This window comes from Achromobacter deleyi (genome assembly GCF_902859705.1).
GTDB lineage: Bacteria > Pseudomonadota > Gammaproteobacteria > Burkholderiales > Burkholderiaceae_B > Achromobacter > Achromobacter deleyi.
Genome location: NZ_CADIJO010000009.1, coordinates 1 through 26,616 on the forward strand (window position 1 = coordinate 1; position 26,616 = coordinate 26,616).

19 protein-coding genes are annotated in these 26,616 nt (G+C 70.5%); 16 read left to right on the forward strand and 3 right to left on the reverse strand.

Going from position 1 to position 26,616, the window contains the following annotated elements:
• From gspM to HV798_RS14620, 15 genes are all read left to right on the forward strand, one after another.
• Window positions 1–688 (forward strand): type II secretion system protein GspM (gspM, locus tag HV798_RS14550; RefSeq protein ID WP_175216463.1); only part of this gene is annotated, 688 nt, incomplete at its 5' end.
• Window positions 685–2,133 (forward strand): type II secretion system ATPase GspE, encoded by a 1,449-nt coding sequence (gene gspE / locus HV798_RS14555; RefSeq protein WP_175193057.1) that lies wholly within the window; start codon window positions 685–687, stop codon window positions 2,131–2,133. The genes gspM and gspE, both read left to right, overlap by 4 nt.
• An 8-nt stretch (window positions 2,134–2,141) precedes the next feature.
• Complete coding sequence (gspF, locus tag HV798_RS14560; RefSeq protein ID WP_175193056.1) at window positions 2,142–3,350, forward strand: type II secretion system inner membrane protein GspF; 1,209 nt, start codon at window positions 2,142–2,144, stop codon at window positions 3,348–3,350.
• A gap of 225 nt (window positions 3,351–3,575) precedes the next feature.
• A complete protein-coding gene (locus HV798_RS14565; protein ID WP_175193055.1) occupies window positions 3,576–4,793 on the forward strand; it encodes a substrate-binding domain-containing protein in 1,218 nt (405 codons plus the stop codon).
• A 217-nt stretch (window positions 4,794–5,010) separates the two neighbouring features.
• The gene (locus tag HV798_RS14570) at window positions 5,011–17,373 is read left to right on the forward strand and encodes a filamentous hemagglutinin family protein (protein WP_175193054.1); all 12,363 of its coding nucleotides are present in this window, start codon (window positions 5,011–5,013) and stop codon (window positions 17,371–17,373) included.
• Window positions 17,374–17,549: 176 nt separating this feature from the next.
• Complete coding sequence (locus HV798_RS14575) at window positions 17,550–18,287, forward strand: secretin and TonB N-terminal domain-containing protein (protein ID WP_246288823.1); 738 nt, start codon at window positions 17,550–17,552, stop codon at window positions 18,285–18,287.
• A gap of 37 nt (window positions 18,288–18,324) precedes the next feature.
• Window positions 18,325–18,840, forward strand: coding sequence for an RNA polymerase sigma factor (locus HV798_RS14580; protein WP_175193053.1), 516 nt, complete (start codon window positions 18,325–18,327; stop codon window positions 18,838–18,840).
• 100 nt (window positions 18,841–18,940) lie between these two features.
• Complete coding sequence (locus HV798_RS14585; RefSeq protein ID WP_175193052.1) at window positions 18,941–19,939, forward strand: FecR family protein; 999 nt, start codon at window positions 18,941–18,943, stop codon at window positions 19,937–19,939.
• A 198-nt stretch (window positions 19,940–20,137) separates the two neighbouring features.
• The gene (locus tag HV798_RS14590) at window positions 20,138–20,725 is read left to right on the forward strand and encodes a transposase (RefSeq protein ID WP_175193051.1); all 588 of its coding nucleotides are present in this window, start codon (window positions 20,138–20,140) and stop codon (window positions 20,723–20,725) included.
• A 177-nt stretch (window positions 20,726–20,902) separates the two neighbouring features.
• Window positions 20,903–21,526: a transposase gene (locus HV798_RS14595; protein ID WP_175193050.1), complete on the forward strand. Its 624-nt coding sequence runs from the start codon at window positions 20,903–20,905 to the stop codon at window positions 21,524–21,526.
• Window positions 21,510–22,097 (forward strand): RNA polymerase sigma factor, encoded by a 588-nt coding sequence (locus tag HV798_RS14600; protein WP_175193049.1) that lies wholly within the window; start codon window positions 21,510–21,512, stop codon window positions 22,095–22,097. The genes HV798_RS14595 and HV798_RS14600 overlap by 17 nt, the downstream gene beginning before the upstream one ends.
• Complete coding sequence (gene gspH, locus HV798_RS14605; RefSeq protein ID WP_175193048.1) at window positions 22,094–22,573, forward strand: type II secretion system minor pseudopilin GspH; 480 nt, start codon at window positions 22,094–22,096, stop codon at window positions 22,571–22,573. The genes HV798_RS14600 and gspH overlap by 4 nt, the downstream gene beginning before the upstream one ends.
• Before the next feature lie 7 nt (window positions 22,574–22,580).
• On the forward strand, window positions 22,581–22,946 hold the full coding sequence (gspI, locus tag HV798_RS14610) for a type II secretion system minor pseudopilin GspI (RefSeq protein WP_175193047.1): 366 nt from the start codon (window positions 22,581–22,583) through the stop codon (window positions 22,944–22,946).
• A gap of 11 nt (window positions 22,947–22,957) precedes the next feature.
• Window positions 22,958–23,641, forward strand: a complete 684-nt coding sequence (locus HV798_RS14615) for a PulJ/GspJ family protein (RefSeq protein ID WP_175193046.1) — start codon at window positions 22,958–22,960, stop codon at window positions 23,639–23,641.
• Window positions 23,642–23,695: 54 nt separating this feature from the next.
• Window positions 23,696–24,154, forward strand: coding sequence for a hypothetical protein (locus HV798_RS14620; protein ID WP_175193045.1), 459 nt, complete (start codon window positions 23,696–23,698; stop codon window positions 24,152–24,154).
• Between the two features lie 19 nt (window positions 24,155–24,173).
• Here HV798_RS14620 and HV798_RS14625 read toward each other — a convergent pair whose 3' ends face one another.
• From HV798_RS14625 to HV798_RS14635, 3 genes are all read right to left on the reverse strand, one after another.
• The gene (locus HV798_RS14625; protein ID WP_175193044.1) at window positions 24,174–24,653 is read right to left on the reverse strand and encodes a nuclear transport factor 2 family protein; all 480 of its coding nucleotides are present in this window, start codon (window positions 24,651–24,653) and stop codon (window positions 24,174–24,176) included.
• Window positions 24,654–24,706: 53 nt separating this feature from the next.
• A complete protein-coding gene (locus tag HV798_RS14630) occupies window positions 24,707–25,354 on the reverse strand; it encodes a TetR/AcrR family transcriptional regulator (protein WP_175193043.1) in 648 nt (215 codons plus the stop codon).
• A gap of 68 nt (window positions 25,355–25,422) precedes the next feature.
• Window positions 25,423–25,863, reverse strand: coding sequence for a lysozyme inhibitor LprI family protein (locus tag HV798_RS14635; RefSeq protein ID WP_246288825.1), 441 nt, complete (start codon window positions 25,861–25,863; stop codon window positions 25,423–25,425).
• Window positions 25,864–26,414: 551 nt separating this feature from the next.
• Here HV798_RS14635 and HV798_RS14640 point away from each other — a divergent pair.
• A complete protein-coding gene (locus tag HV798_RS14640; protein WP_175193042.1) occupies window positions 26,415–26,564 on the forward strand; it encodes a hypothetical protein in 150 nt (49 codons plus the stop codon).
• Window positions 26,565–26,616: the final 52 nt, after the last annotated feature.

Consider the following 26,616-nt stretch of genomic DNA (forward strand, 5'->3'; position numbering starts at 1 on the left):
CGGGTCGATCATGACGCTGGCGCCGCCGCCTGGATCGCTGGGCCTGGCCACCGTCTGGCGCGGCCGATGGCGTGCGCGTTGGCGCGGCCAGGTCGATCGGGGCGTGGCGGCCTGGTCGCGGCTGGCGGCCAGCGAACGGCGCCTGCTGGCGTTGTGCGCGGTGGTGGTGGCCGGCGCGGGCAGCTGGCTCGCGGTGATCGAACCCGCGCTGGGACGTATTGAACGCAGCCGCGAAGAATTGCGGCGGCTGGAGCGTACGGGACGCGAGCTTCAGGACGTGCTGCGCCAGGCGGGTCCGGCGCTTGCCGTAGTGGCCGACACAGTGGCCAACACGGCGGCCAACGCACCATTCACCGCACCGCCCACCGCCGTATCGGCGGATGCGCTGGACCGCTGGCTGGACGCGGCGGGCCTGGCGGGGCGCTATCAAGTGGCGTGGGAGGACGGCGCCTGGCGCGTGACCTTCAAGCGCGCGCCCGCCGGGGCGGTGGCCGCCTGGCTGCTGGCCGGCCCCGCGCCGCTACCGTTGGCGCTGGCGCAGGTGGCCTTGCAGCGCCAGGACCAAGCCGAAGCCGCCGACCCCGGCGTGGCGCCGGGCGAAGGCCTGGCGGGCAGCGTATTGCTGCGGCCGCTTCTGCAAGCCCATCCGCGAACCGTTTCGCCCTCCGCCCTGCGAGCCGCCCCATGAACGCCCGCGACCCCAACGCCCCGCAGCCCAAGCTGCCCTATGCCTGGGCCCGCCAGCACCGGGCGCTGCTGCACTGGCTGGGCGGCGGCCTGGGCGAGCTGGTCATTACCCACCAGACGCCCGCCTGGGCCGTCAGCGAAGTGCGGCGCCGCCACGGCCCGCTGCCGCTGCGCCGGGTGCAGGACGCCGAACTGGACGGCCTGCTGGCCAGTGCCTACGCCGATTCGGGCGATGCCGCGTCGGTGGTGGGCGCGGCCGAAAACGAAGTCGACCTGGACCGCCTGCTGCACGAGATGCCCGAGGTCACCGACCTGCTCGATGCGCAGGACGACGCGCCCGTCATCCGCATGATCAACGCGCTGTTCACCCAGGCCGCGCGCGACGGCGCCAGCGACATCCACATCGAACCCTACGAAACCCATTCGGTGGTGCGCTATCGGGTGGACGGCGGGCTGCGCGACGTGGTCAGCCCGCGCAAGGCGCTGCACGCGGCGCTGATCTCGCGCATCAAGATCATGGCGCACCTGGACATTGCCGAAAAACGCCTGCCGCAGGACGGCCGCATTGCGCTGCGGGTGGGCGGGCGGCCCATCGACATCCGCGTGTCCACGGTGCCCACCGGCCACGGCGAACGCGCGGTGCTGCGCCTGCTGGACAAGGAAGCCGGCCGGCTGCGCCTGGAAAAGCTGGGCATGGCGCCCGGCGTGCTGCACGAGCTGGACCGCCTGGTGCACCAGCCCCACGGCATCGTGCTGGTGACCGGCCCCACCGGCAGCGGCAAGACCACCACGCTGTATGCGGCGCTGGGGCAGATCGACGCGGCTACGTCCAATGTGCTGACCGTGGAAGACCCGGTGGAATACGACCTGCCGGGCATCAGCCAGATCCAGGTCAACGCCAAGATCGACATGAGCTTCGCGGTGGCGCTGCGGGCCATTTTGCGGCAGGACCCGGACGTCATCATGATCGGCGAGATCCGCGACCTGGAAACCGCCCAGATCGCGGTGCAGGCGTCGCTGACGGGCCACCTGGTGCTGGCCACGCTGCACACCAACGATGCGGTGTCGGCGTTGACGCGCCTGACCGACATGGGCGTGGAACGCTTCCTGCTCGCCTCGTCGTTGCTGGGCGTGCTGGCGCAGCGCCTGGTGCGGCGGCTGTGCCCGGATTGCCGCCGGCCGTCGGCGCAGGAACCGGGCCTGTTCGAGGCCGCGGGCTGCCCGGCCTGCAACCACACCGGCTATCGCGGCCGCACCGGCATCCACGAGCTTTACATCGTGGACGACGCGCAGCGCGGCCTGATTCACGAAGGCGCCGGTGAACAGCAACTGCGCGTGGCCGCGCAACAGGCCGGCATGAAACTGATGCGCGAAGACGGCGAGCGCTGGGTGCAGGGCGGCCAGACCTCGCGCGAGGAAATCATCCGCGTCACGCGGGACGGGTAGGGCGCACGATGCCGGACTTTCGCTTTGAAGCCGCGGATGCCGCGGGCAAGATCCAGCGCGGCGTGCTGACGGCCGACACGCCCCGTGCGGCGCGGGCGCAGTTGCGCGCACAAGGCCTGACCGCGCTGGCCGTGACGATGGCGGCGGCGCGTGGCGCCGGGTCGATCGAACTGTTTGCCGCCAAGCTGTCCGATAGCGACCTGGCCTGGGCCACGCGCCAGCTTGCCAGCCTGCTGGCCGCGGGCCTGCCGCTGGAAGGCGCGCTGTCGGCCACCGTCGAGCAGGCCGAAAAGAAACACATCGCCGACACGTTCTCCGGTGTGCGCGCCGACGTGCGCAGCGGCCAGCGCTTTTCCGATGCGCTGTCGGCGCGGCCGCGCGACTTTCCGCCCATCTACCGCGCGCTGATCAAGGCCGGCGAAGATTCCGGCGACCTGGCGCGCATCATGGAACGGCTGGCCGATTACATCGAAGAACGCAACGCGTTGCGCGCCAAGGTGCTGACGGCCTTCATCTACCCGGCCATCGTCGGCGTGGTGTCGATCTGCATCGTGGTGTTCCTGCTGGCCTACGTGGTGCCGCAGGTCGTCAGCGCGTTCTCGCAGGCGCGCCAGGAACTGCCGTGGATCACCCGTGCCATGCTGGCTGCCAGCGAGTACGTGCGCACCTGGGGCGGCCTGAATGCGCTGGCTGCGGCGCTGCTGTTCGGGGTGTGGCGGCTGTCGCAACGCGCGCCCGCCGCGCGGCTGGCCTGGCACGCGCGCATCCTGCGCCTGCCGATGATCGGCCGCTTTGCGCTGGGCGTGAACACCGCGCGCTTTGCCGCCACGCTGGCCATTCTGTCGGATGCCGGCGTGCCGCTCTTGCGCGCGCTGGAAGCCGCCCGCCAGACGCTGGCCAACGACTGCCTGCGGCGCGCGGTGCAGGATGCCACCGAACGCATCGAAGGCGGTTCGGGCCTGGGCGCGGCGCTGCGCCAGCAGAAGGTATTTCCGCCGCTGCTGTGCCACCTGGTGGCCAGCGGCGAGAAGACCGGCACGCTGTCGCGCATGCTGGACCGGGCCGCGCAGACGCTGTCGGCCGACATCGAACGGCGCGCCATGGCGATGACCTCGATGCTCGAGCCGCTGATGATCCTGATCATGGGCGGCGTGGTGCTGACGATCGTGCTGGCGGTGATGCTGCCGATCATGGAAATCAACCAGATGGTGGGTTGAAAAGCGCCTTCAAAAAGGCGCTTCGCGCACACGCAAGACTCCGCACATCTCCGCACATTCTTACCCGACTCCACACCTTTTTTCCCTGCGCTGTCACCTCGTTTATTCAACATGGCTTCAACGCATCAGGCAGGTCTTTGCAGAGTGCCGCCGGATGCGTTCTCGGGTCCATCTGTTCTTTTCTCCACAAGCAGTTCTCTCCTAAACGAGTGCAAGGAGCAAGACATGTTCAATCGCAATTCCCTGGTCGCCGCGCTGTCGGCGGTCGGCATGCTGTCCCTGTCGGGCGCTGCCCTGGCGCAACAGGTCGTGGTCTCGGGCGGCGCCACGCTGCCCCAGCCGCTGTACCAGGACGAAATCACCAACTTCCCGGCCCCGTCGTTCTATTCGTACGTCGGCACCGGCAGCGGCACCGGCAAGACGGCCTTCCTGGGCAACACCCCGGCGTCCTTCGGCCGCACCGGCGCCGTGCACTGGATCGGCAGCGATTCCATCCTGACCGCCGCGCAGATCTCCGACTACCTGACGACCGGCCTGGGCAAGATCGGCAACCCGGTCGGCCATGGTCCGCTGATCCAGATCCCGTCGGTGGGCACGCCCGTCACGATTTCGTACAAGGGCCCCACGGCCGACGTCACGCTGAGCAAGGCGCAACTGTGCGGCGTGATCTCGGGCAAGTACACCAAGTGGAGCCAGGTCGGCGTCACCGTGGCCGCTTCGCTGGATGACTTCAAGGTCGTCTATCGCAGCGACAGCAGCGGCACCACCGAACTGCTGACCCGCCACCTGCAAGCCGTGTGCGGCGGCGATTCGCCCATCGCCTTCTCGGGCAAGAGCACGTTCAACCAGGAATTCCCGGGCAACGCCGCTCCCGCCAACTTCATCAGCGCCAGCGGCAGCGGCGGCGTCGCCACCGCCATCGCCGCTGAAACGTCGGCCATCACCTACCTGAGCCCGGACCCCCAGTTCACGGTCGCGCTCAAGCAGGCCTCGCTGACCAACTTCAACAACGGCACCACCTACACGCCCAGCGCGGCCAACGTCAGCACGGCACTGAGCAGCACCGCCGCGTTGCCGACCGCTGCCGGTCCGGTGGAACGCAACCCGGCTGGCGCTGATTGGGCCAACCCCAACAACCAGGGCAACCCGTTCAACTGGATCCGTTCGTCGGTCAACCCGGGCGCCGGCTACCCGATCGTGGGCACCACCAACTTCGTGTTGAGCCAGTGCTACACCGATCCGGCCGTCACCGCCGCGGTCAAGGACTTCCTGACCCGTCACTACGCCGCCAACAACACCTACCCGGCCAACCACTTGCTGGTGCCGCTGGCCCCCGCCAACCGCACGCGCGTCCTGAACGCGTTCGTGACCGGCACCGGCAGCACGGCCAACCTGAACGTCGGCAACGCCACCGTCTGCGGCAGCTACGCCGGCCGCGGTTGATGTGACACCGACAGGACCGGCCACGGCCTGCCGCCACGGCAGGGCGTGACGGGCCAGGGGCGAGGCGACCCGCGCAGCAGCGGGGGCTTCGCCCCTTTTCATTGCGGCAGAGCTGGCGCGGCGCGCCATTGTTACCGCACTCCACACCTTTTTTCCCCGCCGTGTCATCTGATTTACACATCATTCTGCATGGCAAGGCACCCCAGAGACGACAGGCATGAATCGACAGGCAGGCAAGGCAGGCTACGGCAGCAAGGGCAATCTTCAGGGCGAGCGGACAGGCAGGCGGCAGCGCCTGCGCCGCGACGCGCCCCGGTTCCGCCTGGCGCCCGCCATGCAGGCGCTGGTGCTGGCGTTGTCCGCCGGGCCAGCGTTGGCGGCCGGGCCCGCGTTCGGCCCGGGCTGGTTTTCCGACAAGCGCGCCACCCAGGCCCAGACCGCCGCGACGGGCCGGCTGCCGGGCGGCGGCCTGGCGGGCATTCCGTCGACCCTGCGCGACCAGCAGCGCGCCAATGAACAGTTGCAGCGTTCGCTCGCCAACCTGAACCGGGGCGCGGCCGCGATCGCGGCGCAGCAGGCGGCCCAGGCCGCCGCCCGGCAGGCTGCGCTGAACGCGCCGTCCGCGCCGGACGGCTTGGCCGAAGGCGGCCTGAAGGTGGATGCCAACCCGCTGACGGCGGGCTGGATCAACGCCCGCGCCTTGACGCCCGACTCGCAAGCCCAGGTCAATGGCCGCACCGTCGTCACCGTGGCGCAGACGGCGGACAAGGCGATCCTGAACTGGGAAACCTTCAACGTGGGCCGCAACACCACCGTGGCGTTCCAGCAGCAGGCCGCCTGGTCGGTGCTCAACCGGGTCAACGACCCGCAGGCCCGGCCCAGCCAGATCCAGGGGCAGATCGACGCGCCGGGCACGGTCATGGTGGTCAATCGCAACGGCATCGTCTTCAGCGGCAGCAGCCAGGTCAATGTGCGCAACCTGGTGGCCGCGGCCGTGGGCATCAGCGACGACCAATTCCGCAAGGGCCTGTACAGCGACAAGACCGGGACGGGCGCGGCCGAACGCTACACCCCCAGTTTCGGCAACGATCTGACCGGCCAGGGCGATGCCGCCCGCGCCGGCAATGCCACGGGCGACGTGCGGGTCGAGGCCGGCGCGCGTATCCAGACGGCGGCGCCGGGCTCGGTGACGCAAGGCGGCGGCTATGTGCTGCTGCTGGGGCGCGAGGCCCACAACGCCGGCCAGATATCGGCGCCGGGCGGGCAGGCCACGTTGGCGGCAGGCGATACCTTCATCATCCGCCGCGGGCTGGCGTCGGACGCCAACGGCTTGTCCACGACGCGCGGCAATGAGGTCTCGGCGCGCCGCAATGCCGCCAGCCAGGCGGGCCTGGCGGTCAACAGTGGTTTGATCCAGGCTCCGGTGGGCGACATCACGCTGACCGGGCACGACGTGCGTCAGCTGGGCGTGGCGGTGTCGACGACCACGGTGACGACGCGCGGCACGGTGCATCTGCTGAACTCGGCCACGGACGCGTCGGGCAGCATCGTGCTGGGGCAGGATTCCACCACGATGATCCTGCTGCAGGACAACGGCGCCACGGCGCTGGACGCGCAGCGCGAAGCCGCCATGCGTGCGCCGGCGGCGGGCCAGGCGGACCCCTATCGCCAGGCAGGCCAGGCGTTCGACCACCTGAGCGCCTTGCCGGATCGCGGCGACCAGTCGCGCATCGAAATCACCAGCGGCGGCACGGTGCAGGCGCAGGGCGGCGCCCTGGCGCTGGCCACGGGCGGCCAGGTGGCCGTGGCCGCCGTGCGCCGTACCCAGCTCGATGACGGCGCCATCCTGGATGTGGCCGGCGCGGTGGGCGTGAAAGTGGCCATGGAGGCCAACAACCTGAAGGTGAACATCCAGGGCAACGAGCTGCGCGATGCCCCGGTCAATCGCGATGGCAACGGGCTGAACAACGGCAACGTCTGGGTCGACCGGCGCGCGCTGGTGCAGGTGGCCAAGGGCGTGAACGGCTACGAGCGCGAACGCTGGTACACCGCGGGCGGGCTGCTGGAAGTGGGCGGCTACCTGGGCACATCGGGCCATGGCATCGGCGAATGGGCGGCCATTGGCGGCACCGTCACGGTGGAAGGCGGCGAACTGGTCACGCGGCCGGGCTCGCTGATCAATATCTCGGGCGGCACGCTGGACGTGGCCAGCGGCTACATCAACCAGAGCTGGCTGCGCGGCGATGATGGCCGCCTGTACGAGGTGTCGCGTGCCCCCGGGGACCTGCTCTACAAGGGGCTGTACCGCGGCTTCGAAGACACCCACGGGCGCTGGGGCCAGAACGCCACCCGCTATTTCTACAACGCCTTGCTGGCGCCAACACGCCGCTTTGAAGACGGCTACACGGCCGGGCGCGATGCGGGGCGCCTGGTCGTCGGCACGCGCAGCGCCGTGATCGAAGGCAGCATCGTGGGCGAGGCGTTCCAGGGCGAACGCCAGGTGCAGGCGCGCCAGGCCATCGATGCGGGGTTGCGCCAGCAGACCGGCTACCAGCAGTCGCAGCTGGCGCGCGCTTTGGCCGGCCAGCTGGTGCTGGGCCGCTACGTGGCCAATCAGGTCACGGCCAATGGCGTGACGACCTCGGGCTATGACCTGGCCGCCGCCACGCGGCAGATCGTGTTCGGGCAGGCCGGCGCGCCGATGGCCGCAGCTCTGGGCCTGGGTGACGCCTTGCCGGCGGACAGGCGCGATGCGATCTGGCTGGATGCCGGGGCGTTGAGCCGGTTGGGCTTGGGCCAGGTCACGGCGGTGGCCAGCGGCAATGTGGCGGTCGACCATGCGCTGGCGGTGGCGGACGGCGGCGCGATCGCGCTGCATGCGCCCCAGGTGGATATCCGCGCCGACCTGAGCGCGCGCGGCGGCCAGCTGACCGCTGGCAACGTGATACAGGGCGTGGTGCGCGAGGCGTTCCTGGCCCCGGCTGCCGATACGTCCGCCAGCGTGCGCGTCGCGCCGGGCGTGGTGCTGGACGTGAGCGGCGTCTGGGCGAACCTGCTGCGCAATCCGGAAGCCGCGGGCGCCGCGGCGTACCGCGATGGCGGCCGGATTGCCCTGCGCAGCACCGGCGCCGTGGCCGTTGCCGACGGCAGCGTGCTGGACGCGGCCTCGGGCGCCACGCTGGGCGTGAACGGCAAACTGGCGGGCGGCAAGGGCGGCGACATCACGCTTGAAATGGCGCGGCCGGACGGCAGTACGCCGGGGCCGGGTGTGGTCGGCGTGACGTTGGACGGCGTGGTGCGCGGGTTTGGCGTGACGGGCGGCGGCACCTTGCGCCTGTCCAGTGCCAGCGTCCTCATCGACGACCGCGGCGACGCCGTGGCGCAGCCCGGCGGCATCGTGCTGCGCAGCGCGTTGTTCAGCACGGGATTCTCGCGCTATGACATCAACGGCGACGCCAGCCTGACGGTCGCCGACGGCACGACGCTTGCGGTGACCATGCCGGTCTACCGGCCGCTGGCCGACACGCCGGATGCCGCCCCGGCATGGGCCGCCTCGGCATGGGCCGCCCCGACAACCACGGCGCAGGCGATGGCGTTGTGGACGCCGCCGCTGTTCAAGGAAGACCCGAAGACGGGGCGGATGACCCAACGCGCGGGCGCCAGCCTGTCGCTCAGCGCCTTTGCCCGCAAAGACGCATTGCCCGAAGGCGTGCTGCGGATCGGCCGGGACGCGCGGATCGAGGTGGACCCCGGCCAGGCGATACGCCTGCAATCGCGCGGCCAGATGCAGCTCCAGGGCACGCTGCGCGCACCCGGCGGGCAGATCGTGGTGGCGCGCGGCGCCGATCCCGTGGCCGACGCGCAGCAGGGCGGCCTGCCGAATTCGGTGTGGATCGATGGCGGGGCCTGGCTCGATGTGGCGGGCATTGCCGCCACCGCGGTCGATGCGCGCGGCCGGCGCTATGGCCTGCAGCGCGATGGCGGCCGCATCGCCATCGATGGTGAATTCGTGGTGGTCCGGCCCGGCGCGCGGTTGGACGCGTCGGGTTCGCGCATGACGGTGGACGTGGCGCAGGACGACGGTGCAGGCGCGGGCCCGCGTCTGGTCGGGGGCAACGGCGGCGAGATTTCGCTCAGTGCCACGGCCGGTCTGTACCTGGATGGCGCGCTGGTGGCCGCCGCCGGGGCGCCGGCCGCGGCGGGCGGCAAGCTGTCGGTGACGCTGGAGACCCCGCTGTACGCCGCCGGCACGTCGGATGCCCTGTTGCGGCCGCGGGAATTGACGGTCGCGCAGATTGCCGGCCCCAGCCTGCTGCCGCAGGATGCCACGGTGGCGACGGCCGGGTTGGTCTACGGCCAGGGGCGCATCGGCGTGGACCAGATCGCCGCGGGCGGCTTTGACGACGTGGCCTTGTTCGCCCGTGATCTCCTGACCTTCGACGGTGACGTCACCTTGTCGGCCCGGCATGCCATCAGCCTGTACGAAGGCGCGTTGGGCAATACGCAGGCGGGCGGCGTGGTGCGCATCGATGCGCCTTACGTGCTCTTGAGCGGCCGCAGCAACCACGTGCCGCAGGTGCAGCAGCCCGTCAGCGCCAGCCTGAACGACTGGGCCCCTTCGGCGCAGGCGTCGGCGGCGCGGCTGCTGGTGCATGCCAACCAGATCGACATCCGCAACCGCGTCAACACCGGCATGGCCGGCGCGGCCTTGCTGAACAACGGCGCGCGGCTCGCTGTGGACCGCCGCGGCTACGACAGCGTGGAACTGCGCAGCCAGGGCGACCTGCGCTTCCTGCCGGCCGACAACGCCGCCAGCACCCGGCTGGGCGGCGTGTCCAACGCCAGCGCCTTCCAGACGGCGGGTGACCTGCTGCTGGCGGCGCAGCGCATCTATCCGGCCACGGGCAGTGTGGGTGTCGCCGTGGCGGGCTGGCTGGCCAGCGGCCGCTACGACGAAGCGCGCGCCATCCGGGTGGAAGGCGTTTCCGGGCCGCTGGCGCGCGTGGCGCCGCTGTCCGCGATGGGGTCGCTGATCCTGAACGCGCCGAATGTCGAGCAGGGCGGGGCGTTGTACGCGCCGCTGGGCGTCATTCAGTTGGGCATCAACACCGCGGGCGCCTCGCAGGCGGTCAGGCTGCTGGGCGGCAGCCTGACGTCCGTCAGCGCGGCCGGGCTGACCATTCCCTACGGCGGCACGACCGACGGATTGAGCTATCAGTACCAGGGCGTCGCGGTCGAGGCCGTGGGGGTCGGCGGCATGGCTTTCCAGGGCCTGGCGCGCGGCGTGTCGCTGGCCGCCGACCATGTGGCCGTCGACACGGGGGCGGTGATCGACCTGTCTGGCGGCGGGGTGCTGGCGGGCGCAGCGTTCGTCAGCGGCCGCGGCGGGTCGACCGACCCGCTGTTCCATCCCTTGCCGCGCTTTGATGCGGCCAGCGGGCGCTTTGACCTGCCCGCGTTGGCTGACCGGCCGGTCTACGCCATTCTGCCGGGCCTGGCGGACAGCTATGCGCCCGTGGCGCCGCGCGACAGCGCGGCGGGCTACGCGGGGTCTCGCCCGCGCGCGGGGGAAACGATCACGCTCGGGCCGGGCATTCCTGGCTTGCCGGCGGGCACCTATACGCTGCTGCCGTCCTATTACGCGCTGCTGCCGGGCGCCTTCCGGATCGAACTGGGCCAAGGCGGGCTGGCCGGCGCCGCGCAAGGCGTGCGAGGCGGATCGTGGTCCGTGTCGGCGGTGCGCGGCCTGGCCCACACCGGCACGCAGGACGCGCTGCCGCGGCAGGCGCTGGTGACACCGGGCGAGGTGCTGCGGCGCCACGCTCAGTACAACGAGACGGACTACGCGGCCTTTGTACTGGCCGACGCCGCGCGCCGAGGGCAGCCGCGCACGATGCTGCCTTCTGACGCCGCGACGCTGGAGTTCTACTACGGCGGCAACCCCGCCGCGAGCCAGACGCCGGCCTTGCGCTTTGATGGCCTGGCGCGTTTCGGCCGGGGCGAAGGCGGCTATGGCGGCCAACTGCTGGTGCGCACCAACGGCGCGGCGGTGGAAATCGTCAGCGCCGATCGCAGCCCCGGTTTTGCCGGCGTGTCGCTGCGCGACGCGGACCTGAATGCCGTGGGCGCCAGCCGGATATCGCTGGGTGGATGGCTGTATCAACCGGTACGGGGCGCCGACCTGCGCCTGACCAGCCGCACCTTGGGCGGCGGCGACGTACTCGTGCGCGCCGGGGCGACGCTCAGGGCGCCCGAAGCCCTGTTGTTCGCACCGGACAACGGCAAGATTTCGCTGGAGCAGGGCGGCGCCATCAATACCCTGGGCATGGGCGCGGCGCCCTACGATTCGCGCCAGGGCTACCAGTACGCAGGCAGCGGCGCCACGCTGCTGGCCGTGTCCAACGGCTGGCTGGATCTGCCGGCCGGTGCGGGCGCGCCTGGCGGCAGCATCGAACTGGGCGCCTGCGCCGCGGCGGCCTGCGACGGCACGGCCCGGCTCTATTCCGAGGGCACCATCGCGCTGGGCACCAACAACCTGGTGCTGCATGATGCGCTGCGCTACGGCACGCGCAATCTGGTCGTGGGCGCCAGCAGCCTGAATGCCGGCAGCGACGCCGCGCTGGCCGACGCCCAGGCGCGCGGGGTCTTGCCCAGCGGCCTGCGGCTGTCGCAGGACCTGCTGCGACGCTTGCTGGACGGCGATACCAGCGTCGGTGCACCGGCGCTGGAGCGCGTGATCTTCTCGCTGCGCGATTCGATCAACTTCTTTGGCACCGTGGACCTGAGCACGCTGGACGCCGCCACCGGCAAGTCCACGCTGGCGCAGCTGGTGCTGAACACGCCCGCCATCTATGGTTATGGCGGGGCCGCCGACGTGGCGACGCTGTCCACCGACACGCTGGTCTGGAACGGCGTGGCCAATGGCCTGCCGGGCGAGATTGCCGCTGGCGGCGCGGGCACGGGGGCGGGCACATTGAGCTTGAACGCCCGCCGCATCGTCCTGGGCGACGCCAACGGCACCGCCGGCATTGCGCACCAGGCCATGCAGCGTCAAGCACTGGGGTTTGCCAATGTGGTGCTGGACGCTACCGAGCGCATCACGGCGGGCGGCGAGGGCAGCCTGGCGGTCTACCAGGCGCGCGGCGATTTCGTCGACGGCAAGTTCCAGTACCTGGGCGGCGACCTGCTGATGCGCACGCCGCTTCTGACCGGCCAGGCCGGTTCGGTCATGCGCATGACCGCGGGCGGCGCATTGCGCCTGGACGGCACCGGCGCGCCGGCCGCCGACACGGATGCGCCGTGGGGCGCCACGCTGGCGCTGCAGGCTGACCGCATCGACCTGAACAGCACCGTGGCGCTGCCCAGCGGCAAGCTCTCGGTGCAGGCCGAGCACGCCCTGACCCTGGGAGACGGCGCGCGGCTGGATGTCGCGGGCCGTGCGGTGACGGTGATGGGCCAGACGCGCTACGGCTGGGGCGGCGACATCGAACTCGAAAGCCGCCAGCACAACATCGTGCAGGCCGCCGGCTCGGTCATCGACCTGTCGGCGCGCGATAACCAGGCCGGCAAGCTGACCGCCACGGCGCTGGATGCCACGGCCGGGCTGATCGATCTGCGCGGCGTGATACGCGGCCAGGCCAGCGGCGAGTACGACGCGGGCGGCACCTGGGTGCCGTTCGACGGCGGCGGCATCGCACTGCGGGCCCAGTCCATTGCAGACTTTGCGGGCCTGAACCAGCGCCTGGACTCGGGCGGGGTGAGCGGTTCGCGCGCCTTCCAGATCAAGCGCGGCGATCTGGCCGTGGCCAACGGCATCCGCGCCCGGCACGTCACGATCGCGGTGGACAACGGCAGCCTGACCGTCAACGGCGCCATCGACGCCAGCGGCGCACAGGTGGGCAGCATCCGCCTGTCGGCCCGTGGCGACCTCATCGTCAATGGCCTGCTGGACACGCACGGCGAGCGTTTGCGCACCGACAGCCTGGGCGCCATCATCGACAGCCCGAACCGGGCGCTGATCGAACTGACCTCCACCGAGGGCCGCCTGGTGCTGGGCGCGGGCGCGGCGATCGACCTGCGCGCCGGCACCGCCGTGCCCGTGGGCGCCGGCCCGGGGGCCAACGACGGCCGCGCGCGCGGCACGCTGGACCTGAACGCACGCCGCCTGAACCAGGACGACGTGGCGCTGGAGATCACCGGCACCCCGTCGATCCTGGGCGCCGAACGCGTCTACGTCAACGCGTTCCGGCGCTACACCGATGCGCCGCTGGCATCAGCGCCGGACATCACCGGCCGCACGCCGCAGGTCATCACGCAGGACTACCTGGATCAGATCGACCAGGACAGCCTGGCCTACATGAACGCCGCCCTGGCCAACGCCGGCCTGCGGTCGCGCCTGGGCAGCTTCCGTCTGCGGCCGGGGGTGGAAATCGCCAGCGCCACCGCAGAGGGTGACCTGACCGTGTCGGGCGACCTGGACCTGTCGAACTACCGCTACGGCCCCGGCGCGGACCGCAACGATCCCGCCCGGCGCGGCTTCGGCGAAGCGGGCCTGCTGCTGGTGCGTGCCAAGGGCGACCTGAACGTGTACGGCAGCATCACCGACGGCTTCGCGCCGCCGCTGGGCACCGAAGACGACGCCCGCGCCTGGCGCCTGGTGGGCCGCGCCGGCATGGACAACTCCAGCGGCAAGGACCTGTGGGGCCAGAGCCTGGTGCTGCCGCGCGCCGTCACCTTGCGCGGCGGCGCGGGCGGCACGGTGTTTCCCGCCACCGAGCAGGAATCCCTGAACTTCGACCTGCCGATCGCGGCCAACACCATCAAGGCCAACGTGCGCCTGCCGACGCAGGTCGAGCTGGCCCAGCCGCTGACGCTGGCCGCCGGCACGGTGCTGGCCGCCGATGTGTGGGCGGCCGACGGCACCCGCTACGCCAAGGGCAGCGTGCTGTCGAGCGCCGTGGCGCTGGCGGCCGGCTCGCGGCTGGGCGCCGGCCTGGCGCTTGGTCAGCCGATCTCGGTGCGCGCGCTGACCGTGCCCAAGGGCACGCCGCTGGCCATCTTCTCCAGCCCGCTGGCGTTGGCGGCCGACCTGCCGCTGGCGGCGGGCGCCTATCTGCCCGCGGGCACCAACCTGCAGTTCCGCGATATCAACGTGGACCTGCGCGACCTGGACGCCAACGGCATCCAGGGGCGCATCTGGGCGATCGCGCCGATGCTGCCCGCCGGCACATCGTCCTGGAGCCTGCGGCTGGCGGGCGGCGCCGATCTCGAGTCCGCCGACACGCGCGCCTTGCGGCCGGCCTCGCAACTGGCAGGCCGCGGCCAGGTCACGCTGGCCGACCTGCACTACATGCAGGACCTGAGCTACGGCCTCTTGGGCGAATCGCCGATCTTCAGCGTCATCCGCACGGGGCGGGGCGACCTGGACATCCTGGCGGGCGGCAGCTTGCAGCAAGGGTCGTTCTACGGCATCTACACCGCGGGCACGCCGTCGGACGCCGTGCGCGACGCGGCGGGCAACCCGGTGCGCGATGCCCTGGGGCGCGAGGCCTACAACCTGCCGCGCGCCTTCGATGACCTGATGACGCAGACGGAAGGCATGGGCAGCGTGTTGGGCGTGGCAGGCGCGGGCTATGAAGGGCTGGTGACTGGCGACCAGTACACGGCCTGGTATCCGGAAGGCGGCGGCAATCTGCTGATGAACGTGCAGGGCGACCTGCGCGGCGCGATCCGCGGCACGCCGGCCCGGCCGGATGAGTTCGATCCGCGCGGCGCGTCCTACCTGGCCGGCAGCTATCCCGGCAATTGGCTGTGGCGCCAGGGCGGCGCCGGCCTGGGTCAGCAGACGGCGTGGTGGATCAACTTCGGCACCTATGTGCCGTCGCCGCTGTACTCGGTGTTCTATGCGGGCGGCGTGTCGGTCGAGGGCTTCACCGGCATCGGCACGCTGGGCGGCGGCAACCTGTCGGTCAATGTGGACGGCGATGCCGGCGTGCTGCGCCCGCCGCTCGTGACTGAATCCATCGTGTATCCCGGCAGCCAGGGCCTGGTGCTGGCGGTGGGCAGCACCGGCCGGATCACGCCGGACGGCAAGCGCGTCTCGACCGGCGGCGGCGACCTGAGCCTGCGGGTGGGCGGCGCGGTCAATCCGCTCAAGACCGCCGCGAGCAGCGCGTCGGGCGATATCCGCGGACCGTACTCCGACCTGAACGGCGTCGTGACCAACTTGCGGGGCGCGACCTCGGTGGACGCACGCAGCATCGGCCGGGTCGACCCGCTCTACGGCGTGGCCGATGCGTCGGACGCGCGCGGCGTGGACCCCTTGCGGCCCACGCTGGGCGCCCCGTCGGGAGGCATGGTGTTCGTGGCCGGCGACTCGGCGATGCGCGTGGGCGCGCGCGGCGACGTCGTCATGGCGGGCGCGGCCGACGCGGGCCGCATCTTCCAGGTGACCAGCACGCCGTTCATCCATGACGGCGTCGAGCAGCCCGGCGGCGCGTACAGCTGGTATTCGCTGTGGACGGACCGTACCGCCATCGACCTGTTCTCGGCCGGCGGCGCCTTGACGCCGATTTCCGCGATCAACGTGGACGGCGTGGCCATCCGCGGCACGCAGCAATCCAGCGCCAATTCCTATGGCAACGTCTACGCCTACCCCTCGCGCTTTTCCGCCGTGGCGGCGTCGGGCAGCATCTACTACCACCCCAATTCGTCCGACATCACCAGCACCTGGGTGTTTGCGCCCGCGCCGGGCGGCCGGCTGGAGATGCTGGCGGGCGACGGGCTGTACGGCGGCGGCTACCAGGTCAATCCGTCGGGCGCATCCCCGTCCTTGCTGGCCACGCCGTTGCAGCCGGCCTACCGCGCCAGCTGGAACAATGGCCAGGTCACCGCGGGCAACGCCGTATCAGAAGAAGGCGCGCTGTTCGCGTTCGGCCGCGACACGGCAGGCGGCATGGCGCCGGTAGCGGGGGCCGCTGCGGTGCGATTCCATGCCGGCGGCGATATCGTCGGCCTGCGCACCGGCGACAGCCTGGTCGTCAATACCGGCACGGAGTACCGCGCCGCGCGGGCCGTCAGCGTGCAGGCCGGGCGCGACGTGGTCAACCTGCGCGGCCTGTTCCTGAACCAGGCCGCCACCGATGTCTCGCAGGTGTATGCCGGCCGCGACATCCTGTATGCCAACGTCGACATCGCGGGGCCGGGCTGGCTGGACGTCATGGCCGGCCGCAACCTGCGCCAGGAAGACAAGGGCCGCCTCATCAGCCTGGGCCTGCTGGACGGCGGGCCCGCCACCGGCAAGGGCGGCGCGGGCATCGCCGCCAGCGCGGGCGGCCAGGGCGACTATGCGGCGTTGGCTCGGCGCTACCTGGACCCGGCCAACCGCGCCGACCCCGGCCAGCCGCTGGCCGGCCAGGCCGGCAAGGCCGTCAAGACCTACGAAGCCGAACTGACCGACTGGCTGCGCACGCTGCACGGCTACGGCGGGCCGGCGGACGGGGCGCGGGCGTACTTCGACGCGCTGCCCGCCGAACAGCAGCGCATCTTCCTGCGCCAGGTCTACTATGCCGAACTCACTGCCGGCGGCCGCGAATACAACGACACCGCCGGGCCGCGCGCCGGCAGCTATGCCCGCGGCCGCCAGGCCATCGCCGCGCTGTATCCCGATGCCGACGCCCAGGGCCGGCCGATCCGCTACCAGGGCGACATCACCCTGTTCGGCGGTTCGGGCATCCAGACGCTGTTCGGCGGCGCCATTCACCTGATGGCGCCGGGCGGGCAGATGGTCTTCGGCGTGGAAGGCGCCGCGCCGCCGTCCACCGCCGGCATCGTCACCCAGGGCGCGGGCGATATCCAGATGTACGCCCAGGGCAGCATCCTGCTCGGCCAGAGCCGGGTCATGACGACCTTCGGCGGCAACATCCTGGGCTGGTCGGCCCAAGGCGACATCAACAGCGGCCGGGGTTCCAAGAGCACGGTGGTGTACACGCCGCAGCGGCGCCTGTACGACGACGTGGGCAACGTGACATTGGCGCCCACCGTGCCCAGCACCGGCGCCGGCATTGCCACGCTCAACCCGATTCCCGAGGTGCCGCCGGGCGATGTCGACCTGGTGGCGCCGCTGGGCACCATCGATGCGGGCGAGGCCGGCATTCGCTTCTCGGGCAACGTCAACCTGGCGGCGTTGCAGGTGGTGAACGCGGCCAACGTGGTGGGGCAGGGCAAGGCCACCGGCGTGCCGGCGCTGGCGGCCGTCAACGTTGCCGCCCTGACCAGCGCCAGCGCCGCCGCGGCGGGGGCGACGCAGGGCGCGCAGGAAACCACGCGCCAGCAGCAGGCCGCGGCCCGCCGCAACCTGCCGTCCATCATCAACGTGCAGATCCTGGGCTATGGCGACGAGGCGGTGTCCGGCGCTGGGGGCGGGGCCGCGGGTGGCGCCGGCTCACGGCCGGGCGCGCCGCCGCCACCGCAAGGCTACGACCCGCGCAGCATCTTCCAGATGCTGGGCAACGGCGAGCTGGACGCGGCCCAGAAAGCGCGGCTGACCGAACCGGAGCAGCGCGGGCTGTCCGGGGGCTAGGGGCTTGATTGCCGATGGCGGGCCGCCGGCATGGCGGCCCGTTTGCACCCGTGCGCAAAGCTGACGATTGGCTGTCACGCCGCAGTCACAAGCGCGCCCTACATTGCCCATTCACCGATTAGCACGACGTATTGCGGCGCGCCCCGTCAGCCGCCGCAACGCGACAAGGGCGGGGCATGCATCAGGAGCCGATCAGGGCGGGCAAGGGGCTGGCGGGCAAGGGGCTGGCTGGCGGCTACTGGCGCGGATGGACAGGCTGCTGCTGGACCCTGCTGTGGCTGTGCGCCGCGCTGTGCTGGCGTCCGGCGGGTGCGCAGGAACCGGTGCTGCGCCTGTTCGATTTCGACATCCCCGCGCAGCCGCTGCAATCGGCGCTTGAACACTACAGCAACGTCACCGGCAGTTCGGTGGTGTATCGCGCCGCGTTGGCGGTGGGGCGGCGTTCGGCCGCCGTCAAGGGAATCTACACGCCGGAGGCGGCTTTGCGCATGTTGATCGAAGGGACGGGGCTGGTCGCGGAATACACCGCGGCCAACGCATTCATCTTGCAGTCCGACGCGCGCCAGGCGCATGGCGGATCGGCCGCCCGCCGCGCCGACCCGCCGCGCGGCGCGTTCTACCGCAGCTATTACGGCGTGGTGCAGGCCGGCGTGCGCGACGCCTTGTGCCGCAATGCCATCACCCGCGCGGGCGGCTACCGCGCCGCCGTCAGCTTCGAGGTCTCGCCCATGGGCCGCGTGGAAGGCGCCCGGGTGCTCGATTCCACCGGCGACGCCGGCAAGGACGAGGCGATTGCGCGCACGCTGGACGAGATCGTGCTGGACAAGGCGCCGCCGCGGGATCTGGAACAGCCCTTCGTGATGCTGATCATGCCGCAGTCGGCCGAACACGACCAAGGCTGTCCGGCGCATTGAACCGGCCGCCTCGACCTTTCTGTTCCGACACAGATTCATGATGCCCTCCAGCCTGTCCGTCCTGCGTGATTTCATGCTGCAACGGTACGACGACCTGAAGGCCCGCCTGACGCGGCGCCTGGGTTGCCCGGACCTGGCCAGCGACGCGCTGCAGGACACCTGGCTGCGGCTCGAAGCCAAGGACGACCTGGGGCCGGTGGACAGCCCGGGGCCTTACCTGATGCGCATGGCCGTCAACGTGGCCGTCGACCAGCAACGCGTCGAAAACCGCCGCCTGACCGTGGCCGAAGCCGAGGTGCTGTTGAACGTGCCCGACCCCGCTCCGGGCCCGGACCGCATCGCCGAGGGCCGCGCCGAACTGGATGCGCTGACCCGGGCCATGGGCGAACTGCCTGCGCGTCAACGCGTCATCCTGCTGGCCGTGCGGCTGGAAGGCCTGCCGCAGAACGACATCGCCGAACGGCTGGGCGTCTCGCTGCGCACCGTCGAACGCGAATTGCGCAACGCGCACGAGTACTGTGCGCGGCGAACACGTAAATTATTGTCACCATAAGGCGGGTTCCGGCTGCGAGAGTCGTCCTATGGATGTCAAGGGGAAAAACGGCGCGCCATCGCCCGCAAGTGGCGGCGCGGCGGCATCGAGAGAGTATGCAATGAACACCGCAAGCCAGCCCGCCGATCGCAGACAGGCGGACATCGAACGCCAGGCGCGCGCCTGGATCCGCCTGATCGCGTCCGGGCAGGCCACGCTGCGCGATGCCGACGCCTTCAAGCAGTGGTGCGCCGCCAGCGCGCAGCACGCGCGCGCCTACGCCGCCGAACAACGCCTGTGGGGGCAGATGGTGCCGGCCGGGCAAGCCGTGCTGCGCCAGCAGCGCGAGCAGGCCGCTTCCCGCTCGGGCCGTGCCGGCTGGGGCCGCCGCGCCTTCCTGGGCACGGCGCTGGGCGGCGCGGGCGTTGCCGCGGTGGCCGCCGTCGTGGCCCCGCCGTTCCGGCTCTGGCCGGCGTGGGACGAATGGACCGCCGACTACCGCACCGACACCGGCGACCGGCGCCAGTTCGGCCTGGGCGAGCGCGTGCAGGTCGACATGAACACGCAGACCAGCATCGCCCTGCGCGCCGAACAGCCGGGCGCGGTACGGGTGGAATTGATCTCGGGCGAAGCCGCGTTCGACGGCCAGGCTTCGCCCACCGCGGTCACCGTGATGGCCGGGGCGGGCAGCGGCGCCGGCAGCGTCCAGGCGCGCGGCGCGCGCTTTGAATTGCGGCATCTGGACGGCACGGTCTGCGTCACCTGCCTGGCCGGCTCGGTGCGGGTGGCGCTGGGCAGCGGCGCCACCGTGCTGGGGCCGAACCAGCGGCTGCTCTACGACAAGCACGGCCTGGGCGCCGTGCAGCAGATCGATCCGGCCGAAACCTCGGCGTGGCGCCAGGGCTCGCTGGTGTTCCGCCAGGCGCCGCTGGCCGAAGTGGTGGCCGAGATCAACCGCTACCGCCGCGGCCGCGTGGTGCTGCTGGACGCGCCGCGCCAGGCCAGCGCGCTCTCTGGCCGGTTTGAAATCCGCGACATGGACAAGGTGCTGGTGCAGATCGAAAAAGCCTTCGGCCTGACCGCCACGCATCTGCCGGGCAACGTGGTGCTGCTGGGCTGACATCGCCGCTGTCGGTCTGGCCGTCAGTCTGGTCGTCGGCCCGGCCTTCGTCCGCTTTCCGGTTCCGCCCCGCACGGCCCTGCAAGCCGCGCCGCGTGGCGGGTTTGCCGCGCCAGACTCGTCATACCCATATATAGAGGCAGGCCGCGCCGATCCGCCATCCTGGGGGCAGGGCGCGCCCGCGCGATGGGGAGCAGCGTGTCGCGTAAACCGAATATCGGTATCCGGGAACTGAAGGAGAATCTGTCGGCCGTGGTGGATTCGGCGTGGGAACACCCCGTGTCGGTGCATCGCTACGGCTCGCCATGGGTCTGGATCGTGTCGCACGAGGTCTGGTCCCGCAATACCCGCCGGGTGGAATTCAACCCGGCCGGCCACCCGCTGGCCGCCTTGCGCGACCACGTCGATCGGGCCTTTTCGGCCAGCCAGCCGCGCCTGCACGCCGCCGCCATCCGCGCCATGCTGCGCATCGAGGCGCAGCCGCTCTTGCGGGCCTTGGTGATCCAGCTGGTCTATGGCCTGGATACCGAGGCCGGCCTGCATGAGCAGGTCTCGTGCAACCTGCTGTTTCGCTGGTTCGTCGGCCTGTCGCTCGACCAGGAAATCTGGAGCCCGCAGGAATTCGGCCACGCCGTCGAGCGCGCGCTGGCCAGCGCGGACCTGGTCGACATCCTGGCGCAGGCATTGCACGGCGCGCCGGTCGCGCCGATCGAGCAGGCCACCGGCATCGCGCTGAACCGGCAACTGCTGCAGGCCTGGCGTGCGCGGGTCAGCCGTCCTGAATAAAGGGGCCGGCTGGCCGATGGCCGTTGGCCAGCCGTCGGCGATCCGCCCTTGAACAAAAAAGATGGCGGGTTCGCGTCGGCCAAGTCGTCTTAGGGGTACAGGACGCGCCTTATGCAGCGCGGCCAAAACCGGACCAGGGCCTACCCGGCCCCAGGGCACTACCCTAAGGAGCGCACCGTGTCGGCCACCGTCAACGTAGGCATGCTCGAGCTGGACCGCAAACTTTCCAAGGTGCTGGACTGCGCGCGGCAGCAGCCCGTGTCGGTGTCGCGCTACGGATCGCCCTGGGTCTGGGTGGTTTCGCACGAAACCTGGATCGGCCAGATCCAGCTGACGCGCTACGTGCCGCCGCGCCATCCGCTGGTGGCGCTGCGCGAACACGTCGACGACGCCCTGCGCGCCCACGCCGACCTGCTGCGCCAGGCCAGCGCCGATTGCGGCCTGACGCTGGACCCGGCCATCCTGTGCCGCACCTATCTGCTGCAACTGCTGTATCCCGCCGGCAGCAAACCGTATTTTCACGAGCAGATCGCCTACAACCTGCTGTTTCGCTGGTTCGCCGGCCTGTCCGAAGGCAATGGCTGCGAATGCGCGCCCACGTTCGACCGCGAACTCGACGCCATCGCCTGCCACGAAGCCCTGGCCGCGTTGCTGTGCCAGGCTTTGGACGAAGGCCTGTTGACGCCGGCCAACTGGGCAATGCGCAAGCGGGCTGCCCAGCGTCCGGCCGGCACCGGACGGCGCCCGCTTGCGCCCGGGGGCAGGGCCGTCAGCGGGGGCTGCCATGCCGCTATGCCTTGAGCCGGCGCCGCCCGCGCGGCGGCGTCGCGACGACTTCGCCCCGGGCAGCGCCCAGGCGCCGCTATGGCGCGGCGCTGCGTTGGGCGACTTCATTGCCGCCCACTATGGGCGGCTGCTGAATACGTTGCGCGCCCACCTGGGGTGTGCCGAGCTGGCGGCCGACTGCCTGCATGACACCTGGTTGCGGTTGGCCGACGGCGGCCTGGACACCGGCCCGGTCGCCAACCCCGGCGCCTACGTGTTCCGCATGGCCTGCAACATCGCCATCGACCGGCTGCGGGCCGACCGGCCGCTGCGCGGCGCCTGCGGCGACATCGACCTGGAAGACGTCGAAGATACGGCCCCCGGGCCGCACCACATCGCCCAGGCGCGTTCGTCCCTGCGCGACCTGCTGCGCCTGATCGATGCGCTGCCGCGCCAGCAACGCGAAATCTTCATCGGCGTGCGTATCGAGGGCATGCTGCAAAGCGAAGCCGCGGCGCGCTACGGGGTGTCGAGCCGCATCGTCAGGCGGCACCTGCGCGACGTGCACCGGCACGTGGACAGCCAGGCCGCGCGGTTGCTGGCATGAGGCGCCAGGCGTCCCCGCAGCGCGGCTTCACGCTGATCGAACTGATGGTGGTGCTGGTCATCGTCGGCATCGCCACGGCGGCGCTGGGCCTGTCGATCCGGTCCGACCCGCTGCGCGTCTTGCGCGACGATGCCCAGCGCCTGGCCGAACGCTTCGCCGTGGCGCAAAGCGAAGTCCGCGGGGACGGCCGCAGCATCGCCTGGCAGGCCGACGCCGACGGTTACCGCTTCGTGCGCGGCGCCTGGACCGATGACGGCGGCGTTCCGGTGGTGGACCCCTTTCACGTCGAAGACTTTCGCCGCGATGCTGCGCTGCGGCCGCAGCGCTGGCAGGCCGGCCCGGTGCGGGTGGCATCGGGCGGGGCGGTGGTGCTGACCCCGGAATGGTTTGGCCAGCCTTGGCGCCTGGTGCTGTCCAGCGCCGCGGGCCAGGTCGAAGTGCGCCGCGACGCCAGCGGCCGCTTCAAGGTGCAATAGGGCGCCGATGTCCAAGCGCGAACAGGGCTTCACGTTGCTTGAGATCTTGATCGCCCTGGCCATCGTCAGCGTGGCCCTGGCCGCCGTCATGCGCACCACCGGCATGCTGACCACCAACAACGGCATCCTGCGCGAACGCGCGCTGGCGCTGCTGTCGGCGCAGAACCGCCTGATCGAAGTGCAGCTGGCGCCGCCGGTCCTGACCCTGAACCGCGACCGCGTGGCCTGCCCGCAGGGCGCGCTGAACCTGGTGTGCGAAAGCCGCTACGGCGATGCGCGATCAGGCGCTCGCGAGGTCACGGTCGAGGTCTACCTGGACCAGCGCCCCACGCCCCGCCTGGCCACGCTGGCCGGCATCGTCGACGTGCGGTAACCGACACTGCCATGACTGCCCGCCAGCAAGGATTCACGCTGATCGAAGTCATCATCGCCATCATGATCATGGCCATCATCAGCCTGATCTCCTGGCGCGCCATCGACAGCGTGGCGCTGACCAGCCGCAAGCTCGACCAGCACACGGACGAGGCCATGGCGCTGCACCGCGCCTTCGACCAGTTCGAACGCGACATCGGTGCGCGCAGCGTGGCCGACGCCCCGCAGCAGGCGCCGCCGCCCACAGCATGGACTGCGCCGCCGCAAACCCCTGCATCGGGCGCGCAAGCCGCCGAAGACACTGAGCCGCCCGTCGTCCTGCCGCAACTGCTGCCCGACGCCATCGCCGTTTCCGGCATGAAGACCCCGACGCCGCGGATCGATATCCTGCGCGGGGCGCCGGGCCAGCCCGACGCCCGCCAGCGCGTGGTCTGGGAACGCCGCGGCAATGCCTTGCTGCGCATCGCCGGTCCACCCACCGACGCCTATCCGATCGCCGGTCCACCGCCCGATGCCGGCACCCTCGTGCTGGACAATCTGCTGGACGTCAGCCTGCGGGCCTGGGCGCCTGGCCGAGGCTGGGTCACGCTGCCCGGCCAGGGCGAACAGCCCGCCACGGCGCTGGAACTGGTGATCTCGCGCGGCGTGCTGGGGCAGACGCCGCTGCGCTATCGGCGGGTGTTCTTGCTGCATTGATGGGCTTGTTGCCGTGAAGTCAGGCCCGGGAAGGGCATGAAGGAACAGGGAGAAATGATGATGAACGTCCGCTTTGACCGCAGCGCCCAACCGTCGTGGCCACGCCTTGTCAGCCTGGTGGGCGCCCTGGCGCTGGTGTCGGGGTTGGGCTGGTGGGGCTGGCGCTTGAGCGAGCCGGTCTTGCCTGCGCCGGCCGCGCCCGCGGCGGTCGCCGTGCCGGACGACCCGGGCGCGGCCAGCGTGGCCGCGTGGCTGTCACCCGGCCCGGCCAAGCTGGATGTGCAGGTGGCGGGCGCCTTGGCGGGCGGCGGGCAGGGCGCCGCCGTGCTGTCGGTCAATGGCGGCCCGCCGCAGGCCTATGCTATCGGCGACCGCCTGACCCGCTCGGCTCGCCTTATCGGCATCGATGGCCAGGCGTTGATCGTCGAGCACGGCGGCCGCCAGGTCAGGCTGCCCCTGCCGGTACAGGCAGGCGGCGACGGCGAAGGCATCAAGTGGGTGCCCGCGCCGTAATGCGCAGGCGTGTCGGCCCTTACAGGCCCAGCGCCGACAAGCCGGGATGGTCATCCGGCCGGCGGCCCAGCGGCCAACGGAACTTGCGGTCCGCCTCTTTGATGGGCAGGTCATTGATGCATGCGTAGCGGTGAATCATCAGTCCGTCTTCGCCGAATTCCCAGTTCTCGTTGCCGTACGACCGGAACCAGTTGCCGGAATCGTCGTGCCACTCGTAGGCGTAGCGCACCGCAATGCGGTTGTCGGTGAACGCCCACAGTTCCTTGATCAGGCGGTAATCCAGTTCCTTGGCCCATTTGCGGGCCAGGAAGGCGCGCGCCTCCTCGCGGTTCTTGACGAATTCGGCGCGGTTGCGCCACTGCGTATCCAGGCTGTAGGCCAGCGCGACCTTGTCCGGATCGCGGCTGTTCCAGCCGTCTTCGGCCAGGCGCACTTTCTGGATCGCGCTGTCGCGGGTAAAGGGAGGAAGCGGGGGACGGTTGGCGGAAACGGATGTCATCGCGGTGACCTCATGGGTGGGGGGCAGGGAAGAGAAAACCGGGCGGCGGGCCTTCAGCTTGGGGAATTGGCGTCATCGACGTGCAAGCCGGCCGCCTGCAGCACGGCCTGGGCCGCGCGCCGCGCGTGGTCGGCGATGGACGGATCGCGCGACACCAGCGCCACCGCGATGGCGCCGTCCAGCAGCACCAGCAGCTGCAAGGCCGTGTCGTCCGGGTTCGGCAGCGCCGCCGCGTGCGTCAGGTCGCGCACATAGGCCAGCAAGCGCGCCTTGTGTTCGCGCGATACCGCCAGGATCGGGCTGGCGTCGTCGCCGATCTCGCCCGCGGCGTTCAAAAAGGCGCAGCCCCGAAAGCCGTCAGAGGCAAACCACTCGCGCAAGGCGTCGAACATGGACAGCAGCCGCGCATGCGGCGTGGCCGCGGTCGACGTCGCGTCGATGAACCATCGCATCCAGCGCGCATCGCGCGCTTCCAGCGCCGCCGCCACCAACGCATCCTTGTTCGGATACAGCTGGTACAGGCTCTTGCGCGCCACGCCGGATGTCTTGACGATCAGGTCGATGCCGGTGGCGTGGATGCCGCCCGAATAGACCAGGAATTCGGTGGCCTGCAGCAGACGCTGGCGGGTGTCTGCCGGGGGCAGCGATGCGGCGGCCAGGGCAGGGGAGCGAGAGGCGCGTGAGGGAGCGGGGCGAGCCATGGAGAATGATCGTTCTGCAAAGGATGATGCAGAGTAGAACGATCATTCTCCGCTGTCAATCTCAGTCGTTAATCCGCCAGCGCTTCCGCCCAGTTCTTCTTCATGGCAGCGATGCGGTCCACGTAGGCGGATTTCAAGCAGGCGGCGTCGGGGCAACGGTCGCGCACGGTGGTGCGCCATTGCGTCTGCTCTTTCGCGACAGGATCGCGCCATTCACCGGTTTCACCGTCACGGCCAGCGGTTTCGGCTTGAATCCGGTCGTAGAGGTCCTTGACCTGATCGTCCAGCTTGGACAGCGAGGGTTCGCCGCAGATCAGATGTTCGACATGGGTTTTCGCGGCCTTGCAGTCGAAACCGGCGGCATGGGCGGATTCGATCTGCAGGAAAGCCGCGCTGGCGAGCGCCGCGCAAACGACACCATGCAGAATCGCGTGTCTGCCTTTGGCGCTTTGCCGGCCCCGGCCTTTCATGATGCCGGCCGGTGTTGCCGCGAGAACGGGGTTGCGCACGTCGTTTACTCCTATAGTCTGCAGCCACGGACAGGGCGGCCCAAGGTGGCGATTTTCCCGTTTGTCGACAGCTCATGCAACTTTTCGCTCGGGTATGCCTTGGACTTGTTATGTGGGCAATTCGTGACCATTTTCTGGCTTTTTCTTTTAATTTGTAGTAAACTACTTTTATCTCGTAGTTATCAGTAGTGGTTGCCAGTCTTCTGGCAAGTCTTCCGTGGCAAGTCTTCCGTGGCAAGTCTTCCGTGGCAAGTCTTCCGGTTAGGGCTGCCGATTTTGGGCAAGACCTTCCCCCAAATCCCTGGTCGGCAACACTGTGGCAAGCCACCCAGGGCAATCTCCAGGCAACCCCAAACAATCGCCTTCGGGCCGCTGTTTCCAAGCCGCTGAAGACACCACACGCATTGCCCCCCTACGAGTGCAGTCCCCAGGGCCACGCCCTGGCGCCCGTTCCTGATGCCCCTCTGCATACCTTCGCATCCCGGGCGCGCTGGATACCCGTGTTGTGTGCCTGCGCAGGGCAGGCCGACACCGCAAACAGGAGTACGCACATGTCCCAATTGATCAGCAAGAAATCGCGCATCGAGATTCCGCCGCTGAACTGGAAGGCGCCTGATACGCGCCCGGACCCTGAAATCATCCCCCGCCCGGCCGACACCGAGCCGTCCGAAGACAAGCGCGCTGCCCACGCGCCTGCGTAATCCGATCTCGGTCAAGCGCAGCCGTACCCCGCTTCGACCGACCCTACCGACC

Excerpts from the sequence above, each read along its gene's own strand:
- HV798_RS14600 (WP_175193049.1), top strand. The coding sequence starts at position 21,510 with ATGCCGCTATGCCTTGAGCCGGCGCCGCCCGCGCGGCGGCGTCGCGAC.
- gspE (WP_175193057.1), top strand. The coding sequence starts at position 685 with ATGAACGCCCGCGACCCCAACGCCCCGCAGCCCAAGCTGCCCTATGCC.
- HV798_RS14640 (WP_175193042.1), top strand. The coding sequence starts at position 26,415 with ATGTCCCAATTGATCAGCAAGAAATCGCGCATCGAGATTCCGCCGCTG.
- gspF (WP_175193056.1), top strand. The coding sequence starts at position 2,142 with ATGCCGGACTTTCGCTTTGAAGCCGCGGATGCCGCGGGCAAGATCCAG.
- HV798_RS14575 (WP_246288823.1), top strand. The coding sequence starts at position 17,550 with ATGCATCAGGAGCCGATCAGGGCGGGCAAGGGGCTGGCGGGCAAGGGG.
- HV798_RS14580 (WP_175193053.1), top strand. The coding sequence starts at position 18,325 with ATGATGCCCTCCAGCCTGTCCGTCCTGCGTGATTTCATGCTGCAACGG.
- HV798_RS14620 (WP_175193045.1), top strand. The coding sequence starts at position 23,696 with ATGATGATGAACGTCCGCTTTGACCGCAGCGCCCAACCGTCGTGGCCA.
- HV798_RS14615 (WP_175193046.1), top strand. The coding sequence starts at position 22,958 with ATGACTGCCCGCCAGCAAGGATTCACGCTGATCGAAGTCATCATCGCC.
- HV798_RS14630 (WP_175193043.1), bottom strand. The coding sequence starts at position 25,354 with ATGGCTCGCCCCGCTCCCTCACGCGCCTCTCGCTCCCCTGCCCTGGCC.
- gspH (WP_175193048.1), top strand. The coding sequence starts at position 22,094 with ATGAGGCGCCAGGCGTCCCCGCAGCGCGGCTTCACGCTGATCGAACTG.
- HV798_RS14585 (WP_175193052.1), top strand. The coding sequence starts at position 18,941 with ATGAACACCGCAAGCCAGCCCGCCGATCGCAGACAGGCGGACATCGAA.
- HV798_RS14625 (WP_175193044.1), bottom strand. The coding sequence starts at position 24,653 with ATGACATCCGTTTCCGCCAACCGTCCCCCGCTTCCTCCCTTTACCCGC.
- gspI (WP_175193047.1), top strand. The coding sequence starts at position 22,581 with ATGTCCAAGCGCGAACAGGGCTTCACGTTGCTTGAGATCTTGATCGCC.
- HV798_RS14565 (WP_175193055.1), top strand. The coding sequence starts at position 3,576 with ATGTTCAATCGCAATTCCCTGGTCGCCGCGCTGTCGGCGGTCGGCATG.
- HV798_RS14570 (WP_175193054.1), top strand. The coding sequence starts at position 5,011 with ATGAATCGACAGGCAGGCAAGGCAGGCTACGGCAGCAAGGGCAATCTT.